We start from the raw sequence: 25,938 nt of genomic DNA on the forward strand, positions 1-25,938 counted from the left end.
GTTCCCATCATTGTCCGAGACTTTCATTTTGGATCAGGTAAATGGATTTCTTGAGCGAGGTTTTGAGGTTGGCGTTATCTGCAACGAGAATGCCCTGAAGCAAGACGGTACGCGGAATTGGCAGGCGCTGTCTGACAATACGGTTTGCTGGTGGGGTGGCTTAGCACCGTTGCGCCGATCCTTGCGGAGATTGCCGGCGATCGTCTGGGATAAGATTTCGACGGCTTTCGACATTCTTTTTTCGCAAAAGCTCCAGAATTTCGATGTGATAATTGCCCATTTCGGAAACAACGGTTTGCGTGTGGCTCGCGTGTTGAAGCGGAAAAAACTTGCCGCTCCCCTGGTCACCATATTTCATGGCCGCGATGTCGGTCGTCCTGTGCGAGATAACTCTCTTTGGCAATACAATGTCCTGTTCGACCAGGGGACACTGCAGCTGACAGTCAACGACTATTTCCGCAATGCGCTGCTAGGCGCTGGCGCTGCGCCAGAAAGTGTGGCTGTGCATCATATGGGGGTACGCACCAGCGAGGTCGAATATTCATGGCGTTCGTGGGATCAAGGCACATTGAACTTCATTTCAGTCTGCCGCTTGACCGAAAAGAAGGGCATTGAGTTTGCCTTGCGCGCCTTAGGCGAGCTTTCGAATTCAAACCCGCGTCTCGATTGGGCTTACACAGTAATAGGCGGCGGCGAACTGCTCGCCGACCTGAAACAGCTCGCTAAAAGTCTGGATATTGCAGACAGAGTAATATTCCTGGGCGCACGCCCTCATAGCGAGGTCAAGCAACGCTTACGGGAAGCTCATGTGTTCCTGTTGCCGAGCGTGACGGCGCATGATGGAGATGTGGAGGGCATTCCAGTCTCCCTCATGGAGGCGATGGCCGCCGGACTGACCGTAGTCAGCACATACCACTCGGGGATTCCTGAACTGATAGAGGACCAGAAGACAGGCTTTCTCGTGCCCGAAAGAGATGTCGAGGCACTCGCGCGCAAGCTTTTATGGATCGCCGAAAACCCAACGGAGTGTGAACACATCGCTTTGGCTGCAAGAAGAAAGATCGAAGCCGATTTCAACGCGGATGTTCTGAATGATGAGTTCGCGCATATCATCACGCGTCTGGCTGAAGCGAAGTTAAAAGCGTGAGTGCGGAACCGCTTCAGTTTGGTCGAATTGCCCTTCGCGGCGGGCTTTTGACGGTAATAGCGCAGGGCATCAAAATAGCTGTCCAGTTCCTCTCCGTCATCGTACTCGCACGTCTGCTTATTCCTGAAGATTTCGGGCTGGTTGCCTCTGTCAGTCCGATCGTGGCCTTCGTTGCGCTCTTCCAGAATCTCGGACTTCAGCAGGCGGTTGTTCAGCGCAAGGAGATTAGCCAGCGGCAACTCAATCAGGTCTTCTGGATGAGCGCCATAGCTGGCCTTGGCAGCACGGCGGTTGTTGTTGTTCTCTCTCCGGCCGTCGCCGCCTATTATGGTGATGCGCGCATGGTTGGGATCACGATTGGCGCTGGTCTGCCGCTCCTTCTTGGAAGTCTGGCGGCTATGCCGCTCAGCCTGATGAACCGGCATCTGCAGTTCGGTCAACTCGCTGTGAACGACGTCGTGACGGCCGTAGCCGGCTTTCTGACAGCGGCGTTGGCTGCCTATGCGGGAATGGGCTATTGGTCACTGGTTCTTGGCCCGGCGGCTTCAGCAGCAGTCGGATTGCTTGCAGCGTGGCGGGTGGCGCGATTTAGACCGGACAAGCCGGTTTTCAAGATTGATCGCGATATCATGTCGTTCGGCGCCAATCTTACAGGCTTCAACCTCGTCAACTTCTTCTCGCGCAACCTCGATAACATCCTCATCGGCAAATTTTCGGGCGTTGTCGAGCTTGGTTATTACGACCGCGCCTACAAGCTCCTGCTGTTCCCGTTGCAGAACATCAATCAACCGCTGACACGGTTGATGATCCCGCTGTTGAGCCGTATCCAGGACGATAAAAAGCGATTCCGCGATATCTACATGCAGACCAACTGGGTGCTTGCGGCTGTTACCGTTCCTGCGATTGCGGCGCTGACCCTAACTTCGGAACAGGTCGTTGGGATCCTCTTTGGCGAGAGATGGCTGCCTGTCGCACCGATTTTCGCATGGCTCGGTATTGCCGGCCTCATTCAGCCTATCTCAAGCACGACAGGCTGGATCTTTATCTGCCAGGATAGAACGAAGACGATGTTCCGGTGGGGCATGTATTCTTCGGTCACGACCGTCGTTTCTTTTGTCGTCGGACTGCATTGGGGTGCGGTCGGCGTCGCTGCGGCCTATGCCATCAGCGGCTACGTGCTTCGGGTTCCTGTCCTCGCGATTCTCGTGCAACGCGTCGGTCCCGTATCCGCGACGGATGTCCTTTTGGTACAGGCGCTCTTCATCGTTTCCTCCCTGCTCGCTTGGCTCGGGTACTGGTCGCTTCCCGTGTCGCTAACGGCTCGATCAGACTATCTCTCGGTCATCCTGGCGCTTTTGCTAAACTACGCTATCGCGCTCGCTCTTATGCTTCTTCTTCCCCAGTCGCGCAGGGCCCTCGCCGCCTCTTGGTCCAAGGTTGCGAGCAATATCCACTGAGGGAGCGGCAAGAAGCGACTTCAGAAATTGCATCGCCGACATTGCCGAAGCGTGCTCGTCAAGAACTGCCTGAAGCGTTGTTCTGCGATAATGGTTCAGATTCTGGGTGAAGCTATTGAGCTTTTCGCGTGCTTCCTCCGCCGTCACGGTGTCGATGTCGAGTAGAACGTCCGAAACACCGATACGCTTGGCGACTTCCTTGGTCTTGAACTCATAGGCGATCGGCAGCACCGGTGTGCCGACACACAGCGACATGATCATCATGTGCATGCGCGTGGCGACGACGAAATCAAACCCCTTCACAAGTGCCATCAGTTGCTCTGGCGTATGAAATGAGGTGTCCACGCTGACATGGCTGGCAATTTCGGGGTCGAGTTCGGCAACAATCGCCTTGGCCGCTTTGGAGTCGTCATGGGCATATTCCGGCACACCCTGGCAAGTCGAGAGGAAGGTCACCTCTTTCCCCTGCTCCTTCACGAGAATGGTCACGATATTGCGGATGGAATCAAGGTAGCGGCGCATGCCGTCCCCGCCGCCTTTAACGTAATTCCAATGCCGGACGGAAATAGCGACGCGACCCGTCTTCGTTGTTTGGCCCGAAGTCAGAATTCCTGCAATCCGGTCCGTGTCAGCGAGCGCGAACACCGCATCCGCCACCACGTGACATTTGCTCGGGTCGTCGACGAGATCAAGAATATGATCCCTCGACCGGGAATCGCGAAGGAGAATGAGAGGGCTCCGGTCGAAGACAGGTTTCAGTTCCTGGCGATTATAGTCCTTGTTGAAGGGCCCAAGGGACTGAGTGAAGAAAACAGGATCCTTGCCAAGAATCGCGTCGATCCGGAATTGATTGAGACGTCTTTCGAGGTTGTAATTCTCGACGAGGTAAGTGCCACCGGTCGTGATCACGAGATCGGCGTCCCGGTAGATCTCGAGCGAACGGCGGTCGCTCTGGCTGAACATCATCTCATCGATACGGCCGCCTTTGCCGAAGCGTCGCAGCGCCTGGAGCACAATTCGATTGTATAGCGGCTTAACTGCATTTTTCAGGACGTTTTGATCATAGCTGTATTTGAAAACGGATTCCGACAAGAGTTTGTGAAACTCAAGATCCGGATATTCATTCTCAGGATAAAGTCTTGCCGCCACTTCTGGCTGGCTATCGAAGACCTGAAAACGCAAATCCTTGCCCCATACCGTCCTCAGGATGTGCCTGATTGCGAGAAGGATTGCCGCGTCGCCGGTATTCAAGCAGACAGTATTTTCAACGATTATTTTCATAAAAATTCCCGTTGCGTGAGCCGACGGAATGCCCGCACGTATCGCGCACTTTGGTGAAATCCTTGACCGCGACTGCAATCAGCGAACAACCGGCTCTCCGTGAAACCGGCGACGGGATGGACGGGAAACGCCGAAACCGATTTCCATCATCAACCGGGGCGATCGCCGTGCCACTGTTCCCATGTGGAACCCGAAAGGATCCTCGGCGAAACCCAGCCCCGCGTCACCGGTTATCGTGACCGCGCTCTCAGCGCCATAGACGCCGAGAACCTCGTCCGCCGGATGTCCGACGAGAAGGGTCAATTGATGTTTGAGAATTCGCCGCTTGTGGCTACCCAAGACGTAGACGTGCGGCCCGGACTCTTCGTCGACCGGCGTGAGATAGAAAAAGAATTTCAGCATTCTCCAATCGTCAAGATCGAAGTGGTACTTGTCTTGCGAAGCGAGACTCATATCTGCCTGTGAAGCCGATTTTGTTGGGAAGCTCCACCATATCCGGGTGGTGATCAATTTTGCCTGTCCGCCAAGATAGTGGGCGGCAATGTCGAAGAGCAATGGATCCCGTTGTAGCGCAACAACGGCTTCGCATTGGAGGGTGCGTTCGAAATAGTGTCCGCTGAGAATTGAGCGATCGTACTGCTGTTCCGCCTCCGTATGTTTCTCAGGCAGAAACTCGAGTCGGCGATCGAAATTGCCGAAGCAAGGCGTCTGCCGAGCGAAATGAGCAATTTCTTCGTGAACGTTATCCGGCAGAACGAGACCTGAGAACAAACCTGACTTTCGCAGTGTCTCAACAATTTGCCCACGATCGACTGCCGAGAACATACTCGTGGCAGCATTCTCGCGCCGCTGAACGGCCTTTGCGCCAAGCCAATGTGCCCTGCGAGCCGGCATCGTGCGCGCAAGCAGGAACATAGGGAACCATGCTGGATTTTCTCGGATGTCGGCCCAGTAAGTCGGGATCCGTGCGGCAATCCGTCGAAGCGGGCTGCCATTACGCGCAACCATTTCCAGGCTGACGCCTTCGGGCTTTCTTGTCTGCAAGTCAGTCATAACTGCGTCCTTTACTCGTTCAGCTCGTCGAAGCTAGCTGCCCGCATCCGCTCGCATTGACCCCCCGGTCTATTTCTGGCTTTGAAAGGAGCTTAGTCCATCGCTGCTTTTTGTGCAATGCACCATAAAGCCAAAGTAGCAAGCGAGCGCTTGAACTTCCCTCACTACTCTTCTGCAGTTGCGGGAAAAAGGTAGCGTGGAGCGGGCGGATTCTGAGATGTGACCGGCTTTTTGCCGAACAACCTGACGAAATCGTCGAATTTATCAGTCAGGATGCCCCCTGCGATCGGGAGAACTGCAGACGGATTACCCAAGCCATAGACCGCTGCTGCAACAAGTCCCTTTTGCGACTTGATATCCAGAAATTGGCGGTGGTGGTATTTGGAACGAATATGACGCTCATGCTGGTGGACGGCAGCCCGGGCGCTTTCTGACAAACTACCGCTATCCAAAATTGTCTTGTCAGCATCGGCGAGTTGCTTGAGATCATCCGTCCTGTGTTGTCCGCTCAACGAATCCGCGCGCACAATCGCTCCATAGCCACAATTGTTGATGATCTGGAACCGCGCATTCAACGCCAGCGCTCTCGTGTAGAGATCGTAATCTTCGCCGAGCCGCAGCTTTTCATTGTAGCGCAAGTTGTGGCGATCGAGGAACTCGCGGCGGATGACAGGCTTCAGGAAGCCAAGCTCGCTGCGCTGCCTATGGCGTCTCGATATATTGCGGTCGACGAATGTTGGTAAATCGAGAAACCAGGTTTCTGGAGAAAACGTGTCAATGGGGAGTGTATTGAGCTGGCCGATCCAACGCTGATCGACGAAGACGATATTGTCGGCGGCCATATCCCAGTCACAAGTTGCCAGCAAATGCGAAAAGCGCCCCGGGATGAAGAAATCATCGGCGTCGAGAATGCTGATCAGGGCCGCGGAGGAGCACGAAATGGCATGATTGCGTGCATAAGATGGCCCCATGTTGATTTCGAAACGAATGATGCGTAACCGACCGCTTCCATCATCGGCCTGCCTGGCCGCTTGCGAAGTCCCATCTGTCGAGCCATCGTCTACGACGATCACTTCTGTCACGTAGGCGTCGGACAAGGCGGAAGATATGGCGGCTGCGATGGTATCGGCTGCGTTCTTCGCAGCAACGATTACACACACACTATTGTTCGGGCTATCTATAATAGCCCCTGCCTTCGACTGTGCGGTCATGAAGCCCTCGTTCGGGTTGCACTACCGAACCCGGCACTCGGGTTAGCACCTATACGTGAAAGTCTGGCTTGCCGGGGCAACCGTGAATCACGTGTAATTGGTCAGGCGCATTAAGGACACCTGACGATGGAGCAAAGATACAATTATTTCGGCCTCCTGCAAGAGGCAGAATTTGAAGCAGCAATTCAGGAACGTTTTAGTGAGTCTTTGTAGGCGAGATGGATTTAAACGGCCGCTGGGGATTTGCAACGCCGGCTCCCTCGTCGTGCGCAGACTGCTTTTTCTCAGATCTTCGGGGTTTCTCCCGCATGACAAGGAAGAGCACCGCCGCGAAATATCCTATCTGGATGACGACCGCACAAATCAATGTCTGGACAATCGTAGCCCATAGAGATTGCGTGATCACGTAAGTCGTGATCGCAAATGCGATAAGAACTGCGAACATTCCAATGAAAAAATTTGGAAATCTCATAGCGCTTAGCTCCCGTTCATTATCCGGAGAAAAGCTGAAATATCGTTTCTCTGCATCTTCACCCCCCTCATGCCCGCTAACGCGCGCACATGAATATTCTTTTATGACTGCCGACTTGACTATTCAGAAAACCTCTTGAGTTTGTATTAAACGCATAGCCGATCTACACCGCAATATAGCAGTTTTCCTTCTTTGTAACCACTTTTTTGTCTGCGTTTTTAGCGCGATCGAGTATTGCGACCCGCGAATACAGCATAGAACACGATCGGGCGGCCGTCATACGCCCTCTCTTCACATAAAAATAATGAACCCCAATAAGTTTCCAAACGATATTGCAGCGCAACAGAAATTACACAATATCGCGTGCTATACAATCCATCCAACAGCCTACGTGGCAATACAATTAATTATATTGCCCAGCTATTAAAGCTTGTCTAAAGTTGCATTTGTCCTCAAAGAGCGACCTCGGGCAGCCGATGTACGGGCGGAGCTGACATCCTGATAGGACGCTCTGTTGCAACGCACAATTTTTATGTTATCGTTCGAGCAACTATTTGCGCACGGCACCGGCTTGACCGGTATTGAGCAGATATGTGCCAGGGAAGTGATATTACCGAGCGCCTTGTTTTCGACAAGCATTCCGGTGAAGTTGGCTCTTTCGGAAGGATATTGCGACCACATCGAGGTCATCCACGCCTTGTAAATGTCGCACTTATCCTGCTGGTGACCTGTTGCCCGAGACGTTCCTTGTCAGCAGCACGTCCTCAGAAATGTAAATAAGCTCGTATAGCTTGCACACCGAATCTCGAATGGTTTTCTACAGGAGTATTCATTGGAAATGGCCCCGATTTCCCCGTTTAACGTATGTTCCGCCATGCTAAGCAGTTTCGCTGTTGCAATGCTCCGGTCTCTTTGTGTCTGCTGCGCGCTTGTCCTCACGATGCTGTTCGCGCCGTCCGCCAAGGCGGCGGATTATGAATTAGGTCCGATGGACAAAGTCAGCGTGCGCGTGATCGAATGGCAGACCGCGGAAGGCACTTTCCGTGAATGGCCCACGATCACAGGTGATTACAGGGTCGGACCCTCGGGCACCTTGTCCCTCCCCTTCGCGGGAGAGATAGCGGCCGGTGGAAAAACCACGTCCGAGATTGCCAAGGAAATTGCCAAGAATCTCCGGCAGAAATTGGGCCTTGTCGACCTCCCTGAGGCTTCTGTAGAGATTTCAGAATTTCGGCCAATTTTCGTTTCCGGCGACGTGCAAACGCCGGGGAAATATCCTTTCGAGCCTGAGATGACGGTTCTCAAGGCTGTAAGCCTTGCCGGCGGGATGCCGCGGACTGCCGGCCAGCGTTTCGAACGGGATTACTTCAACGCGCGCGGGGACTTTAATGTCATTGTAGCCCAACACGACCGACTGGTGGTGAAGCTCGCCAGGCTGCAAACCGAGTTGGCCAATGCCCAGGAAATCAAAGTCCCGGACGAGTTGATCGAGAAATCCAATGCCAAGAGACTGATCGACGATGAAGCCGCAATCATGCTGTCCAGGAAGAATTCGCTTGATCTCCAATTAAATGGCCTCAAGGAACTCAAGACACTCTATACGAACGAAATCAGTTCGCTTGAAAAAAAGATGGACGTGCAAAATCGTCAGATGGATCTGACGCGCAAGGAGCTGAAGAGCATCGGAGGACTGGCCGATCAGGGCCTTGTTGTGAATTCGCGCGTCATGGGATTGCAAACGTCGGTCGCTGATATGGAAGGCAAGCTCCTGGATCTTGATACGGCCTCGTTGCGCGCCAAGCAGGAAATCAACAAATCCACTCAGAACGAGACTGACCTTCAAAACGAGCGAAAAGCGGAATTGGCCAACGAGATTCAGGCGACGCAGGCCGCGCTTGATGAAAGTAATCTCAAGCTTGAGATGAACAAGAACCTGATGACCGAAGCACTTGTCAATGCTCCCGCTGCGATGGGTAATGGCAACCGCGATGTCGTTGCCATGCAATACAGCATTGTCCGCAATTCAAAGGGAAAAACCGAGGAGCTGCCCGCCGAAGAAGGTACCACGCTGCTGCCCGGAGATGTCATCAAGGTCAAGATCGACCTTGGTCGTTCATAACTCCAGAACCGCCGCGGATAGGGTGATTTCAGGTTAACTGCGTCGTCGATTTCTGCTTGCGCTCAGCGTTAGCCGGACGTCTCCCATAACTTGCAGACTGTCTGGCCGAGCTCCGGAAAGAGCCAAGCTCAGCGTGGTTACTCCACCAGTTCAATCTCGCTTAATCGCTCCTTCGTGAAGAACGGCTCCCGTCAGCGCGGTGTGGCTTCATCTCCTCGGGAATTTCCTTCTTGAGGTCGATGATGTGCAGACCCTTGTCCAGCTGCGCTCCGGTAACGCCCACACCTCCTCGCCGTTCGACTTCGCGCCACTGATCACCAGCATATTCAGCTCATGGGTGATCGATAGCTCGTCTTCGGCAAAGAAGTTTCAACATAACCCTTGCCAATTGGTGCAAAGAAATCAGGTCCCGCCTCTACCCTGGGTTGGGAGCAGCAACCTACAGACATGCTATGAACTTGTAAAACAGGCCACCTCACAAGTGGAGAAACGCCGAATTGTAGTATTTGAAAGTCGTGCTCTTGCAATATTTGCTTGAGCGGTCATCTAGTAGTCTTTGCTTGTGCAATCATTGAGTAGTATTGTCTGATGTGGGCGCAAAGCCCCGTGCTTTCGGGAGGTGTAAATGACCGAATCCAGAACCCACACATGGGATAAGACCTCACGCCGCAAGTTCTTGAGCGGAGCGGCCGTAGCCGGCGCGGTGATCGTTGCTGCACCGAGCGTCGTCAAGGCGCAAGGGCCGGTCAATATGCGCTGGCAGAGCACTTGGCCGTCCAAGGATATCTTTCACGAGTTCGCGCTCGATTTTGCCAAGAAGGTCAACGACATGACAGGCGGAGACCTCAAGATCGAAGTGCTCCCGGCCGGCGCCGTGGTGCCTGCATTTGGGCTGCTTGACGCGGTGTCGCAAGGAACGCTCGACGGCGGCCACGGCGTCCTTGTTTACCACTACGGCAAACAGACGGCGCTGGCGCTATGGGGATCCGGGCCCGGCTTCGCCATGGATGCCAACATGCTGCTGGCGTGGCACAAATACGGCGGCGGGAAGGAGCTTCTCGCAAAACTCTATGACTCCATAGGCGCCAATGTCGTTTCGTTCCCGTACGGACCGATGCCTACGCAGCCGCTCGGCTGGTTCAAGAAACCTGTTTCCAAGATAGATGATTTCCATGGCCTGAAGTTCCGTACGGTTGGCATCTCCATTGACGTCTTTACTGGTCTGGGTGCTGCGGTCAACGCGATGCCGGGCGGCGAAATCGTCTCGGCATTGGACCGCGGACTGCTCGATGCGGCCGAATTCAACAACGCCTCGTCTGACCGAGTGCTTGGTTTTCCAGACGTGTCCAAGATCTGCATGCTGCAGAGCTATCACCAGAATGCGGAACAGTTCGAGATCCTGTTCAACAAGACGAAGTACGACGCACTGCCTGAACAAATGAAGGCCATCATCGGCAATGCGGTCGAGGCGGCTTCGCAGGACATGCAATGGAAGGCAATTGACCGCTATTCGAAAGATTATCGAGAGATGCAGACGACTGACAAAGTCAAATTCTACAAGACACCGGACGCGATCCTCAAGAAACAGTTGGAGGTTTATGACGAGGTCGTGAAGAAAAAGGCAGGGGAAAACCCGCTTTTCAAGGAAATCCTCGAATCGCAGATCGCCTTTGCCGAGAGGGCAACGCGATGGGAACAGGATACTGTCGTCAACCGCCGGATGGCATTCGATCACTACTTCGGACAGGACGCGGCAGCCAAGAAGATCTGACGCGCAGTTCGAACAAGGCATCTTTGTGGGAACATGGCTTAGGAAAATTCGTTAGCCAATTCGCCATCTGGGGGCACGCGTGAACATTCAGCATTTTCTAAATGTGGTCGATGCAATCAGCGTGTGGGTTGGAAAGGCGGTCGCGTGGCTCATCATCGGGCTGATGACGCTTGTTTGCGTCGAGGTCTTTAAGCGCTATATCATGAACATGCCGACGGCGTGGATATTCGACGCCAGCAGCATGTTCTATGGCACGTTATTTATGCTCGCGGGAGCATACACGCTGGCACAGAATGCCCACGTGCGCGGCGACTTTCTCTACAGCTCGATGCGGCCGCGGACGCAAGCGGCGTTTGATCTTGTATTGTACATCGTCTTTTTTCTGCCCGGCATCGCTGCTCTTGTTTACGCAGGCTACCACTACGCAGCGCTTTCCTGGCGGATCGGGGAACATTCGACTGTGACGGCCGAGGGCCCACCGATCTATTACTTCAAAACGGTGATTCCGTTGGCTGGTGCCCTTGTGATGCTTCAGGGTGTGGCCGAGATCACGCGCTGTCTCGTCTGCCTCAAGACCGGGGAATGGCCCAGCCGGCTCAAGGATGTCGCGGAAATCGATGTCGTTGAGGAGCAACTCGCGCACAGCGAGCATGTAGATGAGGAAACGCGCAAAGTCGCTATCGAGCGTGCACAGCAAATCGACGAGACGGCGCGCAAACGCGGCTCGGGAGGAGACCTGCAGACGTGAGCGATCCAGTTCTAGGGCTAACAATGCTCATGCTCATCGTGGTCGTAATCATGATGGGTTTCCCGACGGCGTTCACGCTGATGGGCCTCGGCATGTTTTTCGGCTTCTACGCGTTCTACAACCCCGTGGAGCACTGGATCGATAATCGCATCTTCGATCTGATGGTCCAACGCACCTATGGGGCCATGACCAACGATGTTCTGATCTCGATCCCGTTGTTCGTGCTTATGGGTTATGTGATGGAACGCGGGGCGCTGGTCGACAAGATGTTCTACAGTATCCAGCTTTCGTTCCGGCGCGTACCGGCGTCACTCGCCGTTGCGACGCTCATCGTCTGCACATTTTGGGGCATCGCCAGCGGCCTCGTCGGCGCGGTGGTGGTCTTGATGGGGGTGATTGCCTTCAACCCAATGCTGCGCGCCGGATACGATGTGAAGCTCGCCGCCGGCGTGATCACCGCGGGGGGCACTCTAGGTATCCTGATCCCGCCGTCGATCATGATCATCGTCTATGCGGCGGTCGCGGGGCAGTCCGTCGTGAAGCTCTACGCGGCCGCGATGTTTCCCGGCTTTTTCCTTGCTTTCCTTTACCTCATCTACATCCTTGGCTGGGCGACCATCAATCCGAGGATCGCTCCCGCCTTGACGGAAGAACAAACAAAGGTTCCGGTGCCAGCTTGGATGCGAAGCTTTCAGGCAGTCTACTCAAGCAACATGCTTGTTGGACTTTTCTCCGCATTGCTCGCGCCGTCCAGGGCGCTGGCGCTCATGACAGAGAATGGACGCCTCAGCTATTGGAAGCTGTTCAAGAATTTCTGTGCCGCACTCGTGCCCTTCGCCCTGACAACATTCACCCTTTTGTTGGTGTGGTGGTATGTCGTCATCCATCCGCAAGCATCGACCGACACCGAAGCGCCGGCGGGATTGGAGCAGCTCGGCTCGCCGGTGGTCGACGCGGGGCCGGCGACGCCTATGGGGCCGGCAACGGGTTTCTACGTTTCGTTCGGCCTCGTTGCCGCATTAGCTGCAGTGATACTTGTCCGTTACTACCGGAATATGAATGCCGAGCGGCTGGAGGTCGTGAAGCTTTTGACCTCCTCCGTCATGCCGCTTGCCATTCTCACCATCGTCGTGCTCGGCGTCATCCTGTTCGGAATCACGACGGCTACCGAGTCGGCGGCAGTGGGCGCAGCTGGCGCCTTTCTGTTAGCCTTCCAAGCACGAACTCTCAACTGGAAGCGCACCAAAGAAGCGGTGTTTTTGACCGCGAAGACTACGGCCATGGTATGCTGGCTCTTTGTTGGCTCGGCGCTGTTCTCCGCCGTTTTCGCAATCCTCGGCGGTCAAGCGCTGCTCGAAAAATGGGTGCTATCGCTCGACCTGTCGCCTATACAGTTCATGATTCTGTCGCAAGCGATCATATTCATCCTCGGCTGGCCACTCGAATGGACCGAGATCATCATCATCTTCGTACCGATCTTTCTACCGATGCTGAAGCACTTCAACATTGACCCGGTTCTTTGGGGGGTTCTCGTCTTCGTGAATTTGCAAGCAGCGTTCTTGTCACCTCCGGTCGCGATGTCGGCGTTCTATCTCAAGGGTGTCTCCCCACCTCACGTCACACTCAACCAGATATTCGCAGGCATGATGCCTTACATGCTGATCGTCATCGTTTGTATGATCATAATGTATATTTGGCCTGGCATGACACTCTGGCTTCCGAACTACCTTTACGGCGGCTGAGAACGGCTACCGCTTTTGCGACGATTAGGGTGGGCTTCAGCTCTGATTTGCGAAGGCGTACGGCCGTAGAGACGCTTGAATGCCCTCGAAAAGTGCGACGCACTCTCGAATCCGACATCCAGCGCCACCTCGATCATGGGTGACTTCGATTGGATCAGCAATGTTCGCGCCCGTTCCATGCGCAAGCGGCTGTAAGCGCGCCCGGGAGACATTCCTGCCTTCTCAAGGAATATTCGCTCAAGCTGCCGGCGTGACAGGCCGACCGAAGCGGCAAGCTTTTCAATCGGCATTCCGCCTTCAAGGTGTTGCTCCATGACGATCAGGGTCGCCTTGATGCGCGCGTCCTCGAAGTCGTCGTACAATGGCCGCCGCGGCTGGATATCGAGCGCCGACCGGGCCTTTTCGATCTGCAGCACTTCGAGAGCGTTGCGCTCGGCGTCCTTGCTGATATATCGCCGGACGAGCGAGGCAGCCATATCGGCAGCGCTGCTTCCGCCTGCGCACGACCCACGATTGCGGTCCAGGTTGAATATTCTATCCGAACGAACGTAGTGATCGGGGAACTGCTCCCGGAATGCCTGGTAATGTAGCCAACTCACGCAGGTCTGGTGTGCCCTCATCAGTCCTGCTTCGGCCAAGATAAAAGAACCCGTACAAAGACCGATCAAGGGCACCTTCTTTGCGTCTGCTGAATGGAGGAATTCGATAGTGTTCTGGTCGACCGGCCTTTCGACGTTTAGAAGTCCCCCCACGACCACGATATAGTCAAACTGGCCGGGATCAACGAAGTCCGACGTCGGCGCAACCTGGACCCCGCAGCTCGAAGTAATCAGATGCCTCGTGCTACCGAGGACTTGCCAGTCGGCAAGGATTCGGCCCGAGCGATCCAATTCGTCGCTTGCGAGCCTCATCGTATCAACGAAAAGCGCGAAGGCCGACAAGGTGAACGATCGCGCAAGCACGAAGCCGATCTTCAGCCTGTTCCCGGTCGCGGTCACATCGGAGGAGTGCATGGTTTCGCTCCCTCTCACGAAATTAACGTTCCTTATGATCGCCGCCTGGAACGCGCGCTGGCCGAGAGCCAGACATGCCGAGCGCCTTCTGAAAGGCCGCCTCTAGACCCGCGCGAACGACGTTCTCGAAACCGCCGTCACGCATTGCAACAATTCCGGCGGCCGTTGTCCCTCGGTAGTCGACAAACGCCTTGACGGTTTCCGTTGGAGGCTCTCGATGAGCTTCCTGCAGCCTTCCCGCTCCAATGATCACTTGCTGGACCGCGCGGATCGCGATGCTGCTCGGAATTCCTCTGTCCACCGCATCAATCATCATTGCCTCTGCGAGGAGTGCGGGAAACGCCGCTCCTGATCCCGACATTGCGGTAAAATAGTCGAGATGGCGCTCCTCGGATACTTCATCGACGTCGCCGCAGGACTCAAACACCGCGCGAACAGTCGATGCATCGTGGTCGTCATCCGAATTTATGAAGTACGGTGTATATGAGAAACCCAGTTCCGCCGCCGCATTCGGCAGAGCTCTTGCAGCGCGCGTGGATCCTGTCCGGTTCCGAATGTCTTCAATTGTCACCCCGGCCATGACGGAGATTACGAGCTTGCCTCGTGCGTTGATCTTTAGTGTCGGCCAGTCATCCGGTCTCACCGAAACGATTACAATTTCAGACCGCTTGACCAGTTCGCCGTTGTTCTTCGTCCAATCACAGGGAATATCGTCGGTTGGCATCTTGCTCCTATAGGAACACATGAGTTTCGAGCCTTCGATCGCCCCCGCGCGGATCAGAGATCTGGCGATCGCTGAGCCAAGCCATCCCCCGCCTCCGATAATCCCTATTTTCCCAATGCCAGCCATCTTCATGTCACCCGATTCACTGAATTTGAAAGCCATGCACCAAGGGGTCACGGTCGTCGACGAAAATGGTGTTATGTCCGATGATCCGCGCCCAACCGCCGACGCTTGGCATGATGCCATTGTAAGGTCCGATCGAGGCGATAGCCTCGACCCGACCATCGAAGACCGTCCCAATCAGGCTTTCATGCCTATACCTATCGCCAATCTCGAGCCGTCCCTTCCCATACAATTGCGCCATCCGCGCCGATGTGCCGGTCCCACCGGGCGAGCGGTCGATTGCCTTGTCACCGTAAAAGACGGCACACCGTCCGTCTGCATCTTTGCTCCGAGGTCGGTCGCACCAGATCACATGATGGACCCCCGCTATCCTTCTATCCTGAGGATGAACCGGATTTGTGACATTGGCCAAAGCGTTGCGAAGTTCTTGGCTGAGCGACACAATCTGGCTGGCGCTGACAGTCTCAAGGCCTGCCCAGTTTTCCTGTGGTTCGACCACAGCGTAATAGTTGCCCCCGTAGGCGATATCGACAACAAGCCTGCCGACACCGGGCACATCGACAGCGAGGTCCACACTGTGCAGATAGCTTGCAACATTAAACAGTCGCACGCTGTCAACAAAATCACCCTTCTTTTCGTAAGTGATGTCGACTCTTCCGGCCGGCGTCTCGATCGACAGCTTCCCTTCAATGCGTGGGGTGACCAGCCCTTCCTCGATCGCTGCAGTCACGAGCCCAATCGTGCCGGCACCGCACATCGGCAGGCAGCCACTCACTTCGATGAACAGCACGGCGAAGTCGCAGTCATCACGGGACGTGGGATAGATAATTGCGCCAGACATGACATCGTGGCCTCGAGGCTCAAACATCAGTGCCTTGCGTATCCAATCGTGATCGCGCACGAACAACTCGCGTCTCTCGGCCATCGAGACATTTGGAAGAAGCGGCCCGCCGCCCGCAACAAGGCGTACCGGGTTTCCACACGTATGTGAATCTATGCAAAAGAAGCTGCGTCGCATGATCGATCCTTGCAATGTTACTTTGCGCCGGCCGCGCGTTTGCCTTGAAGCGCACCTCTGGAAAGTCTATCGAAAAGAAGGGCGACCGCCACGATGGCGAGTCCGGCGCGTAGACCAAGGCCCATCTCCATTCGCGTCAAACCTCGTGTCACTTCCGCGCCAAGACCGCCGGCCCCGACCAGCCCCGCCAACACCACCATTGCCAGAGACAACAGGATGCACTGGTTGAGCCCGACCAGGAGCGTGGGTTTTGCGGATGGGATTTCGATCTTGAACAGGATTGTGCGCGGCGAGGCCCCGATCGCCTGACCGAGTTCAAGAAGATCTTTTGGAACCTGATTGAACGCCAGCGTCGTCAGCCGGAGCATCGGCGGAACGCCGTAGACAATCGTTGCGATAATTGCAGGGACACGGCCGAGGCTGAAAATCATTACTGCAGGAATGAGATACACCCATGGCGGCACCGTTTGCATTATATCGAGGACCGGACGTACCGCCGCCTCAACACTCTTGTTGCGCGACGCGAAGATCCCGAGCGGAAACGCAATCAGAACAGAAATTGCAACCGCGACTGAAACCAACGCGATGGTCTGCATTGAGGCTGTCCAGAGACCCGCCAAAAAGCAGAATCCCAGAGCAAGCCCGGCAAGTATCGCAACCCGGAGTTGGACTAAGAAAAAGGCCAGAATGACCACGATGCCGATCAGGACGAACGGCGGCACCGATAGCAGCGCCGTTTCAAATGATGTCAGCACAGTCTCAATCAGGCTGCTGATCGCTGCGAACAGGGGATGGAGGTTGGCATTCAGCCAGTCAACGGCTGGAGCTAGAAAAGCGCCAGGTGAAAACTGAAACAGCGACGGATTCATCGTTTCCCTCCATATCCAATGCTTGCCACGCCCTGTGTGAAGCGGTCGAGGATCATCGTCAAAATGACAATCGCAATTGCGGCATCGATCGATTTCGCAATATCGAGTGTGCGGATTGCACCGTAAATTGTCTCGCCAAGTCCGCCGGACCCCACGATGCCGGCAATCACCACCATTCCGAAGGCCATCATTAGGCTTTGGTTTATGCCTGCCATGATGCTCGGCATCGCGAACGGAAGGCGGATCTTGAAGAACATCTGCCAACCCGCGGTGCCGCTTGCCTGCCCTAGTTCGACGAATTCGTGGGGCGTCATGCGTATTCCCAAGGACGTCAGGCGGAAAGCTGGGGGCATAGCGACGATGAAGGTGGCGACGAGCGCGGTCGCAGGGCCGTAACCCAACAGCGCGATAGCCGGTAGCAGGTAAATGTAAGGTGGGAGGGTTTGTATGAGGTCGAGCACTGGTTCGACGACGCGGTCGAGCGCCGGCACGAAACCTGCGACCACACCCGCTGGAACACCGACGAGAAGCGCAAGTGCCGTTGCGGTAGCGACGAGCGCTAGCGTACTCATAGTCTCCGGCCAGAGGCCCATGGCGGCGCAAAGTATAAGGGCAAGTCCGGCCATCGCGCCGAACCAGAAACCTATCAGTCGCCATCCGAGCAGAGCGATAGCGAGAGCAACGACATAAAATGGCGCGAGCTCGAGCAGCCACACGACGCCGTCGTACATACCTTCGAGTGAAGACCGCACTGCGTCGAAGATGAACTCGCCATTGTCTCCCAACCACTCAAGCGCAGAGTCAATGAATGTGTCGAATGAAGCTGTTAATCCTGAACTGTCCATGTTGAATGCTCCAGCTAGGCGTTGAACTAGGCCGCGGCGAGTTCGGGTGGCGGGCTCCCCTTAACACCTCGAAGGAGGCTGCGCGGCGTTACCACTCCGATCACCGTTCCGTCCTCGACCACCGCGATTCCGTCACGTTCTGTTTGCATCGTCAGGCTGATGAGCTCGTCGATGTCTGCCTCTGGTGTCGTTTTGAGAAGCGCATTAACATCGCTATTCGGCTGCGTGCGTTGATACTCGGCAACTGATCCCATCACAGAATGTGCCTTGATCAGATGAAGACGCGAGATGCCGGCGACGAACTCAGCAACATATGGGTCTGCAGGTTGCAGCACGATTTCTTCGGCCGTACCGACCTGAATGATCACGCCATCCTTCATGATTGCGATCCGGTCGCCGATGCGGATCGCCTCCTCGAGGTCATGCGTAATGAACACGGCGGATTTGCCCAATTCCTTCGTAAGTTGTCGAAATTCGTCCTGGAGCTGTCGGCGGATCAGTGGATCGAGCGCGCTGAAAGGTTCGTCCATGAGGATGATCTCCGGATCGGCGGCGATTGCACGGGCAAGTCCGACGCGCTGCTGCATGCCGCCGGATAATTCGTCAGGGTAGCGCGCTATCCAATCGGCCAGGCCAACCTTGGCGAGTGCCGCCTCGGCAGTCTTGCTTCTCTCAGCTTTCGAAATGCCCTGCACTTCCAGTCCGAAGGCTGCATTCTCTAGAACGGTTCGATGGGGAAGGAGAGCCACGCTCTGAAAGACCATCCCGATATTTTTGGCCCGCATCGCGCGCAGCCCGGTCGCGTTCAGTGCGGCGAGATCCTTGCCCTTGACGACAACCTTGCCAAGACTTGGGGCGATCAATCTGTTGAGGAGCCGGATCAGAGTGGATTTGCCGCTGCCGGAAAGACCCATGATGCAAAAGATCTCGCCTCGCCGCACCTGCAGGCTCGCATTCGCCACCCCAACGACGCAGTTGTATTCCTGCAAAATCTGCTTCTTGCTCAATCCCCTTTCGGTAATGGCTTTCATCGCGGCAGGGGTGTTGTCGCCGAAGATCTTCCAGACTGCCCGGCAGTCGACCAGAACTTCACCGGATTCGATACTAGCTGTTCTCATTTCGATCCCCGTGGAACCAGTTCTTTCACTGGCTGCTCTCGTTGATTAAAGAAGAATGGCGATCAGCCGCCAGACCCGTCTCGGCAGGCGGCTAATGCGATTCACCGTCAGTTTTTCTTGATGTTTTCCCAACGCTTCAAAAGGTCGGCATGGCTGTCGGTCCAGTCCTTGACGGCCTGGTCCATCGTCTTGCCGTCCTTCACCTCACCATTGATAGCGGTGATGTCTGCGAGAGGAACGTAGACGCTGGCCAACACTTCGCGGGCGTGAGGATTTTCAGCTGAGAAGCCCTTATGTCCAATCCAATAGTAGCTCTGCGGCGGCGGGTAGACGCCTTTAGGGTCTTTCAGGAATTTCACATCGAACTTCTGCGCCATCCAGGATGGTTCCCAGAGGGTTGCCACGATCCATTCCTTGCGGTCTATGGCCGACTTCAACGCGGCAGTCATGGCGGCGGTGCTGCCCTCGACGAGCTTGAGCTTCAAGCCGTATTTTTCGACAGCGGTGGAAGTGTCCCGCATCAGACCGGAACCCGGTTCGATGCCGATGATCTTGCCGCCAAATTTGTCGGCGTTGTCGTTAAGCTGATCCATCGAGTCGATGGGGACGTACTTCGGGACGACAAGTGCCTGGAACAGGCCGTGCGACACCGGCGAGATCTTTTCCAGACGATTCTTGTTCTTGTCCCAGTAGTCCTGAGCGACGTAGTCGGTTTGAGATGCAAGGATCTGGATATCGCCCTTGCTTAGAGCGGCGTAGGCGATGCCCCATTCAGAAAAATCGGTCACCTTTACGGTGTAACCGGAGTCCTCGAGCACCTTTTTCGTGATTCCGGTGATCGGGGTGAGGTCCTCCCAAGAGAGTGTGCCCATCGTAATGGTCTTCTCTTCGGCTTGCGCAGGCAGCATGGTCATTCCGACCATGGCCGCGGCGCATAATGCTTTCCACAATGTCTTCACGATTCACTCCTAATTGTTGTTCCCATTCTTCTTTGAAGACCTGCGGACGGCTCAGTCTTCATGATTGCGCGGCTCAAGGATCACCCTTCGCGGCCTGCTCGCAATTCCTGCCACCGGATCACCGAGGTAATGCCAAGCCACGCGATTGGCTCTGGCGGAAGTCTGCTCGGCTCCGGCTGATTTCGATATTTCTGAAGGTGTTCGGAGGGCGCGCCGGTCGCTAGATCGGCGGCTAATACGCCTGCCAGTGTGCTCTTGACGGTGCCCAGACCGTTCTCGCAGCACGCCGAATAGAGATTCTCTTCAATCTCTCCGAACGCTGGGACATGGTTTCGGCTAAGGCAAAGACGTCCGGCCCAGCTAAACTCCATCGGGACGACTTGAAGTTCTGGAAAACGCGCCTCGAGCGATCGCCGCTGCTCTGCGGCTATGCGCGCCACGCGCTTCTCCGAAACTCGAATGCTAGGGTCGTAGGTGAACCGTGTTCTGATCACAATGCGCGATAGCCCGTTGGTGGTGATCTTCCGTACAGTCGCTCCCATGGGGTCTGCGGGAAGGAGGGCCCATCTGTCAGCGCCAGTTACGAGGCGTCCGAATTCGTTCTGCGAGAACGCGGCGGTCATCGACGCATATGTGAAGACGTGCATCAGGCGACCTCGGAAATGCCCGAAGTCTTCCACATGACCGTTGACACCCAGGATGACCTTGGGAGCCGTTACGGAACCGCGGTTCGACCGCGCCTTCCAGACACTCCCTTGCCGCGTCAGCTCCAGGACGGGAGAATTTTCGAGAAGCTCGATCTTCGATCCAAGCCCCGTCGCCAAGGATCGGATGTAGTCGGCGGGCTGGATCAGGGCGGCACCGGGCGTAAACAGACCCCCGAGATAGTACTTCGAGCCCGTGATCTCCCGCATCGCCGCCGCGTCGAGAAACTCATTTTCCTCGCCGATACTCTTTAGGGAGCGGGCATAATTCTCGTTAAGCTTCATGCCCCTTGCAGTTGCCGCGGCATTGATCTTGCCTGACGGATCGAAGGTCTCTGCAGTCATTCCGTATTCGGCCGCCGCTTCGGCTGCAAACGCGATCGCGAAACGGTTTTGAGCGATCTCCATGGCGGTCGATGCTTCGTCTGCGATCGAATACTCCCCCGACGAGAGGTTATGTGGCACGTCGATCATGAAGCCAGAATTTCGGCCGGCCGGCCCTTTTGCGATTTCGTGTGCTTCGAGCACGACGATTTTGTCACCGGGCCGGAGTTGGGACAGTCGCCGTGCAGCGGAAAGGCCAGCAAAGCCAGCCCCGATGATCAGCCAGTCTGCGATGACCTCCCCGTCAAGCCCTTGGACAGGAGCGCTGCGAGTGCTGATCGCCTCCCATCCGGAGGTCCCGGTATCAACCGGCAGCCGCTTGACAAGGTGGCTGGTCATCGCACGGTCTCGTCGACCGAACGATCCGATACGTCGATCCAGATCGTTTTGAGTTCGGTGTACTGGTCGTGGGCGAAAATTGACTTGTCGCGACCGCCGAAACCGGACTCCTTGTAGCCACCGAAGGGAGTGGTGGCGTCCCCTTCCCCAAAGCAATTGACCGTGACCGTACCGGCACGTATGTCACGTGACAACTTGATCGCTTTTCGGAGGCTGCCCGTATAGACCGAAGCCGCCAAACCGTAAGGGGTATCGTTTGCCAAGGAGATCGCTTCGGACAGGCTATTGAAAGTGGTAACGGACAAGATAGGCCCGAAGATTTCCTCCTGGAACAGCCGGCTATCACGCCCAACATCGGCAACGACGGTCGGTTCGACGAAGATACCTTTATCCGTCTCGCCGCCATACATCACGGATAGTTCCTCGGCGTTTGCTTGGTCGAGATATGATTTCACCTTCTCGAAGTGTGCGATGCTGACAAGCGCGCCCACGCGGTTTTCAGGATCGAGCGGATCGCCCATTTTCCATTCCCGCATATATGCGCCGACGCGTTCGAGGAGTTCCTCCTTGATCGACTCGTGAACGATGAGGCGGGAGGTTGCGGAGCAGTTCTCGCCCATGTTCCAGAACGCACCGTTAACCACCTGTTCAGCGACGAGATCCAGGTCTTCTGCGTCATCGAGCACGACGGCCGGGTTCTTTCCGCCGCATTCCAGGACCACACGTTTTAAATTGGAATCCGCCGCATAGCGGAGGAACTTGCGGCCCGTGGCGGTCGAGCCGGTGAAGCTGACCATTGCCACATCGTTGTGCAAGCCGATCGGCTCGCCGACGTCCTTCCCGCTTCCGGTCACGACATTGAACACGCCAGCCGGCACCCCCGCTTCATGTGCAAGTTCGGCGACCCTCAGAGTTGTTAACGACGTCTGTTCGGCTGGCTTGACAATCACCGAGCAACCTGCAGCCAGAGCAGGGCCAATTTTCCATGCCAGCATGAGCAGCGGAAAGTTCCAGGGGAGCACGCATCCGACAACGCCGATCGGCTCTCGAACGACCAGTGTGAGAGCGTTGGATCCTACCGGAGCTGTGTTGTCGTAGATCTTGTCGATCAGTTCGGCGTGCCAGCGGATCGTATGAATGGTGTCGGGGACGTCCACCGTCTGGCATTCCCGAATCGGCTTACCGCTATCGAGGCTTTCCAGCACAGCGAGTTCGTGGCGATTTTGCTCCAGCAGCTTGGCGAAGCCTAAAAGCACCGCCTTGCGATCCGCAGGTGACTGCAGGTGCCACCGTCCATCATCGAAAGCCTCCTTTGCCTTGGCTACAGCGAAATCGACATCGGCGGCGTCGCACGCGGCAACCTTTGCCAGAACCTCACCAGTCGCCGGATTGACAGTCTCAAAGGTTTTGCCGGAGGTTGCCGGGCGAAAGGAACCATTGATGAATGCGTTTTCCGGAAAGGACATCATTTTAGCGATTGCTGCATATTCCGCCGCAGTCAGAAGGTCATTCATTGTTTGCTCCCGAGTTAACTTGCGCAACGGTGCGCTTCAGGTTGGTGATGACTGTCTGAAGAGTTCGCTTTTCTCCCGAATTAAGGGGACGCAGCGGAGCGCGGACCTGACCGACCTTTAGTCCGTTCAACTCGCAACCAAACTTGATCGACTGCACGAACTTGCCACCATCGAGGAAGTTCATGAGCGGCAGCATCGCCGACATGATTCTGCGACCCTTGTCGAAGTTCTTTTCTAGGACACAGGCTTCATAGAGAGCGACGTGTTCGAGTGGCAGAAAGTTCGACCCGGCGCAAACCCAACTCCTCGCACCCCATGCGAAAAATTCGAGCGCCTGGTCGTCCCACCCGCATGAAAGTCCGATGTGCGGGAACTCGCGCGCAAGACGATGAACGCGGCCCATGTCGCCGGAACTCTCCTTGATCGCCACGACGTTCCTCGATTTACCGACGCGAGCCAAGTATTCCTCGCCCATGGAGACGCCCATCCGGCCCGGGTAGTTGTAGAGCATGATCGGCAGATTTGCCGCGCGATCGATGGCTAGCGCGTGCACAGAATTCTCGCGATCGGTCGGCAGCGCATAAGGCGGCGAGGTCACTAAGATCGCGTCCGCGCCAATTGACTTTGCCGCCTTTGCGTATTCTATCGAGTCCTCTGTGCGTGTCGCGCCGGTGCCGACAATCAATGCCAGCCGCGTCCCGATCACATCCTTGGCATGAGCCGCGAGATCAAAGCGTTCCTGTGCCGTATGGGCGTAATATTCCCCGGTGGAACCACCGATGATAATGCCGTGTACCTTCGCCTCGATCAGTGACTCGAGAACCTCGGCGAACGCCTGCTTGTCTATCGCGCCGTCGGACGTAAACGGTGTCACCGCGGGCGTGTAGATACCTTCGAATTTCAAGACGATTTCTCCATCGATAACATGGCGGGAACCTCGACGAGCGCGTCGGCCTTCAGCCCCTCCGGCGCGATGAACATCTCCATATTCTCGCGAGAAAGCTCCCAGTGGTCGAAAACAAGATCGACGACAGCATCCTCGTTATGGTCGGCGATTGCCGCAATGAAGCCGTCGTGATGCTCGACCGCGAGCTTTAGACGCTTGTTCATGTCTTCGTTGCGCGGGCGGAAGAACGTGTGGCCAATACGTGCGTGGTCGATCAGCAGACGGCCAAGACTTGGCCGCAGATAGACGTTGCCGGACATCTCTCCCATGATCTCGTGGAATCGGTTGTTCTCCAGGACCATGGAAAGCGGCTCGTGCATTTCGCTTGCCGTTCGGAAACGCTCCTGGGTATCGCGGAGTTCGGCTAGCTGCCTCGGCTTGAAATTCTGGACGGCGAGACGCCCGATCGCTGCGTAGATCATCGGCGCGACGAGGAAGAAATTTCGAAGGGTTGAATGATTCATGGGGATGACGCGTGCACCCCTGTTTTCACGAATGTCGATGTAACCTTCGCCCGCCAGACGCCGGAAGACTTCCCGAACCGGAGTGCGGGACAAGCCATAGCGCTCGCTAAGGCTCACTTCATCAAGGTCCTCGTCTGGGTCCAGTTCCATTGTCAGGATTTGACGTTTCAGATCGTCATAGAGAGTGCTCTTGCCGTTCTTCACGAGACCTCCAGGGATTAGTTTTCTTGCTCGGTTGCCGGGGGTTCAGGCGCCCCATGGGACGAAATTCGCACGAGCATCATCCGGAGTCAACAAAATTGTATTTTTCTAGTACACAATAAAAATATCTGCAGAATACAATCGTCGTGATCGCTTACACGCCGCCCACTGATCGCGAGGTCAACGAAAAGACGGCGGCGAAACGGCCATGCGGAAAATCGAGTTGAAAGTCGAAGATGAGCCGGCCGAGATCCGTGCGCTGCAGGCGGTTGAGACATCAGGCAAGAGCCTGTCTGCGCAGTTCAATTCGCAACGTGATTGTGAAGCTGCCTCGCTGCGTTAATGAAAGCCTCGAGCAGCAGCTAGCAGGGTCGGGGTTTCCATCTTGAATGCTGAAGCTACCTGAGGGTGCATTGCGCGGTGCCTTATGTTCTAAAATCGCAACCCCATTTGTCCTAACTGTCGCGCATCATACTTCGCGCGAAAGCCTTTCCCTGCACCTGATGCCGATGATAACGTGCAATGTCCGCTCTGCGATTACATAGCCGACCAAAGGTGGCGCGGGCGGTAACCCTGGTACTAATCTGTCAGTTTGTGTCTATATTCAGGAACCGGAGAGCCATAATGAAGGCCGCTTGGTACGAGAGGAATGGAGCAGCACGGGATGTGCTGATCATCGGCGAATTGCCCAAACCGCAGCCCGGACCGGGCGAAGTGTTGGTTCGGGTACATGTCTCGGGTATCAATCCTTCGGACGTGAAAGGGCGGCGCGGGCGGCCCCTGCCCGGCCCGAAAGTGGTGCCGCACAGCGACGGCGCGGGCATCATCGAGGAGGTCGGCGTAGGAGTACTGGAGAGCCGCATCGGCGAGCGCGTCTGGCTCTGGAACGGACAGTGGAAGCGCGCCTTCGGCACGGCTGCCGAATATATCGCGTTACCCGCGCGGCAGGCTGTCAGCCTTCCCGAAGGCGTGGATTTTGCCGTCGGGGCCTGCCTTGGCATTCCCGGGCTGACGGCGATGCACGCCGTCAATTTGCTCGATCGGACAAGGGACAAGACAGTGCTGGTAACCGGCGCCGCCTCCGCCGTCGGCAACTACGCAACGCAGATCGCCACGGCGCGCGGTGCTCGCGTGATCGGTACGGCGTCAGCTGAAAAGGCTGGCCATGCGCGGAGCGCTGGTGCGGCCGAAATCATCGACTACAAGAACGAAGATGTGGCCGCCCGTGTCCTGGAAATGACCGATGGAAATGGCGCGGACGCCTTGGTTGATATGGATTTTTCGACCACTGCCCGCCTGCTTTCGGTCGGCATCTTGGCTCCATACGGCAAACACGTCTGTTACGGCTCGAACGTTTCGGGTGAGAATGCCGTCCCCTTCAGTGACCTGCTATTCAGAAGCCTCACCTTGCAGTTCTTCCTCGTCTACGAATTGCGTGAGGACGAACGCGCGGCAGCAATCGCCGATCTCAATACGATGCTCGAGTCCGGCGGGCTTGCCCATTTGATAGGCGCGCGTTTCCCGCTCGTTGAGATTGCCGCAGCCCACGAGACCGTCGAGGCCGGACACCTCGTCGGCAATGTCGTTCTCGACCTGATCAATTGACCGGTCGTGCCGCGCGGAATGGCTGGGTTGGATTGACGAAACTGCTCGCTGGCGCTGGCGGTTGCCGGAACCACCCCGCACCACATCGTCTATCGCGGCACTCTCCGCGCA

23 protein-coding genes and 1 pseudogene are annotated in these 25,938 nt (G+C 56.0%); 8 read left to right on the top strand and 16 right to left on the bottom strand.

The window, feature by feature from the left end; translation table 11 throughout:
* Both AAAC48_RS03020 and AAAC48_RS03025 read left to right on the top strand, forming a co-directional pair.
* The coding region (locus tag AAAC48_RS03020; RefSeq protein WP_340652752.1) for a glycosyltransferase at positions 1–1,147 on the top strand (1,147 nt) is incomplete at its 5' end.
* Positions 1,144–2,604: a lipopolysaccharide biosynthesis protein gene (locus tag AAAC48_RS03025; protein WP_340652753.1), complete on the top strand. Its 1,461-nt coding sequence runs from the start codon at positions 1,144–1,146 to the stop codon at positions 2,602–2,604. The genes AAAC48_RS03020 and AAAC48_RS03025, both read left to right, overlap by 4 nt.
* On the opposite strand, the gene AAAC48_RS03030 is transcribed toward AAAC48_RS03025, so the two are convergent.
* From AAAC48_RS03030 to AAAC48_RS03045, 4 genes are all read right to left on the bottom strand, one after another.
* Positions 2,506–3,885 (bottom strand): polysaccharide pyruvyl transferase family protein, encoded by a 1,380-nt coding sequence (locus AAAC48_RS03030; protein WP_340652754.1) that lies wholly within the window; start codon positions 3,883–3,885, stop codon positions 2,506–2,508. The genes AAAC48_RS03025 and AAAC48_RS03030 overlap by 99 nt on opposite strands.
* 78 nt (positions 3,886–3,963) lie before the next feature.
* Complete coding sequence (locus tag AAAC48_RS03035) at positions 3,964–4,938, bottom strand: hypothetical protein (RefSeq protein WP_340652755.1); 975 nt, start codon at positions 4,936–4,938, stop codon at positions 3,964–3,966.
* 164 nt (positions 4,939–5,102) lie between these two features.
* Positions 5,103–6,149, bottom strand: a complete 1,047-nt coding sequence (locus tag AAAC48_RS03040) for a glycosyltransferase family 2 protein (protein WP_340652756.1) — start codon at positions 6,147–6,149, stop codon at positions 5,103–5,105.
* A 196-nt stretch (positions 6,150–6,345) separates the two neighbouring features.
* Positions 6,346–6,621, bottom strand: a complete 276-nt coding sequence (locus AAAC48_RS03045) for an exopolysaccharide production repressor protein (RefSeq protein ID WP_340652757.1) — start codon at positions 6,619–6,621, stop codon at positions 6,346–6,348.
* Between the two features lie 898 nt (positions 6,622–7,519).
* Here AAAC48_RS03045 and AAAC48_RS03050 point away from each other — a divergent pair.
* Positions 7,520–8,740 (top strand): polysaccharide biosynthesis/export family protein, encoded by a 1,221-nt coding sequence (locus AAAC48_RS03050; RefSeq protein ID WP_340652758.1) that lies wholly within the window; start codon positions 7,520–7,522, stop codon positions 8,738–8,740.
* Between the two features lie 160 nt (positions 8,741–8,900).
* Here the strand turns inward: AAAC48_RS03050 and AAAC48_RS03055 are convergent.
* Positions 8,901–9,103 (bottom strand): annotated as a pseudogene (locus tag AAAC48_RS03055) (hypothetical protein); the annotation flags it as partial.
* 262 nt (positions 9,104–9,365) lie between these two features.
* Here AAAC48_RS03055 and AAAC48_RS03060 point away from each other — a divergent pair.
* From AAAC48_RS03060 to AAAC48_RS03070, 3 genes are all read left to right on the top strand, one after another.
* Positions 9,366–10,511, top strand: coding sequence for a TRAP transporter substrate-binding protein (locus AAAC48_RS03060; RefSeq protein ID WP_340652759.1), 1,146 nt, complete (start codon positions 9,366–9,368; stop codon positions 10,509–10,511).
* Positions 10,512–10,590: 79 nt separating this feature from the next.
* On the top strand, positions 10,591–11,259 hold the full coding sequence (locus tag AAAC48_RS03065) for a TRAP transporter small permease subunit (protein ID WP_340652760.1): 669 nt from the start codon (positions 10,591–10,593) through the stop codon (positions 11,257–11,259).
* A complete protein-coding gene (locus tag AAAC48_RS03070; RefSeq protein WP_340652761.1) occupies positions 11,256–13,001 on the top strand; it encodes a TRAP transporter large permease subunit in 1,746 nt (581 codons plus the stop codon). Before AAAC48_RS03065 ends, AAAC48_RS03070 begins: the two co-directional genes overlap by 4 nt.
* Here the strand turns inward: AAAC48_RS03070 and AAAC48_RS03075 are convergent.
* The 11 genes from AAAC48_RS03075 to AAAC48_RS03125 form a co-directional block, all read right to left on the bottom strand.
* Entirely contained in the window at positions 12,989–14,014 is a 1,026-nt protein-coding gene (locus AAAC48_RS03075) for a GlxA family transcriptional regulator (RefSeq protein ID WP_340652762.1), read from the bottom strand. The genes AAAC48_RS03070 and AAAC48_RS03075 overlap by 13 nt on opposite strands.
* A gap of 22 nt (positions 14,015–14,036) precedes the next feature.
* On the bottom strand, positions 14,037–14,864 hold the full coding sequence (locus AAAC48_RS03080) for a pyrroline-5-carboxylate reductase dimerization domain-containing protein (protein ID WP_340652774.1): 828 nt from the start codon (positions 14,862–14,864) through the stop codon (positions 14,037–14,039).
* Between the two features lie 16 nt (positions 14,865–14,880).
* The gene (locus tag AAAC48_RS03085; RefSeq protein ID WP_340652763.1) at positions 14,881–15,879 is read right to left on the bottom strand and encodes a 4-hydroxyproline epimerase; all 999 of its coding nucleotides are present in this window, start codon (positions 15,877–15,879) and stop codon (positions 14,881–14,883) included.
* A 17-nt stretch (positions 15,880–15,896) separates the two neighbouring features.
* Positions 15,897–16,748: an ABC transporter permease subunit gene (locus AAAC48_RS03090; RefSeq protein WP_340652764.1), complete on the bottom strand. Its 852-nt coding sequence runs from the start codon at positions 16,746–16,748 to the stop codon at positions 15,897–15,899.
* Positions 16,745–17,593 carry an ABC transporter permease subunit gene (locus tag AAAC48_RS03095; RefSeq protein WP_340652765.1) on the bottom strand — a complete coding sequence of 283 codons (849 nt, stop codon included), beginning with the start codon at positions 17,591–17,593 and terminating at the stop codon, positions 16,745–16,747. The genes AAAC48_RS03090 and AAAC48_RS03095 overlap by 4 nt, the downstream gene beginning before the upstream one ends.
* A gap of 26 nt (positions 17,594–17,619) precedes the next feature.
* Positions 17,620–18,711, bottom strand: coding sequence for a glycine betaine/L-proline ABC transporter ATP-binding protein (locus AAAC48_RS03100; protein WP_340652766.1), 1,092 nt, complete (start codon positions 18,709–18,711; stop codon positions 17,620–17,622).
* Positions 18,712–18,818: 107 nt separating this feature from the next.
* Positions 18,819–19,670, bottom strand: a complete 852-nt coding sequence (locus AAAC48_RS03105) for a glycine betaine ABC transporter substrate-binding protein (RefSeq protein ID WP_340652767.1) — start codon at positions 19,668–19,670, stop codon at positions 18,819–18,821.
* A gap of 80 nt (positions 19,671–19,750) precedes the next feature.
* Complete coding sequence (locus tag AAAC48_RS03110; protein WP_340652768.1) at positions 19,751–21,097, bottom strand: FAD-binding oxidoreductase; 1,347 nt, start codon at positions 21,095–21,097, stop codon at positions 19,751–19,753.
* Positions 21,094–22,611: an aldehyde dehydrogenase gene (locus AAAC48_RS03115; RefSeq protein WP_340652769.1), complete on the bottom strand. Its 1,518-nt coding sequence runs from the start codon at positions 22,609–22,611 to the stop codon at positions 21,094–21,096. Before AAAC48_RS03115 ends, AAAC48_RS03110 begins: the two co-directional genes overlap by 4 nt.
* A complete protein-coding gene (locus tag AAAC48_RS03120; protein ID WP_340652770.1) occupies positions 22,604–23,515 on the bottom strand; it encodes a dihydrodipicolinate synthase family protein in 912 nt (303 codons plus the stop codon). The genes AAAC48_RS03115 and AAAC48_RS03120 overlap by 8 nt, the downstream gene beginning before the upstream one ends.
* Entirely contained in the window at positions 23,512–24,225 is a 714-nt protein-coding gene (locus AAAC48_RS03125; protein ID WP_340652771.1) for a GntR family transcriptional regulator, read from the bottom strand. Before AAAC48_RS03125 ends, AAAC48_RS03120 begins: the two co-directional genes overlap by 4 nt.
* 205 nt (positions 24,226–24,430) lie before the next feature.
* Between AAAC48_RS03125 and AAAC48_RS03130 the strand changes: the two genes are divergently transcribed.
* Together AAAC48_RS03130 and AAAC48_RS03135 are read left to right on the top strand one after the other, a co-directional pair.
* Positions 24,431–24,565, top strand: coding sequence for a hypothetical protein (locus tag AAAC48_RS03130; protein WP_340652772.1), 135 nt, complete (start codon positions 24,431–24,433; stop codon positions 24,563–24,565).
* A gap of 281 nt (positions 24,566–24,846) precedes the next feature.
* Positions 24,847–25,827: an NADPH:quinone reductase gene (locus AAAC48_RS03135; RefSeq protein ID WP_340652773.1), complete on the top strand. Its 981-nt coding sequence runs from the start codon at positions 24,847–24,849 to the stop codon at positions 25,825–25,827.
* The last annotated feature ends 111 nt before the right edge of the window (positions 25,828–25,938 follow it).

The sequence above is a fragment of the Phyllobacterium sp. genome (assembly GCF_037994405.1).
Taxonomy (GTDB): Bacteria; Pseudomonadota; Alphaproteobacteria; order Rhizobiales; family Rhizobiaceae; genus Phyllobacterium.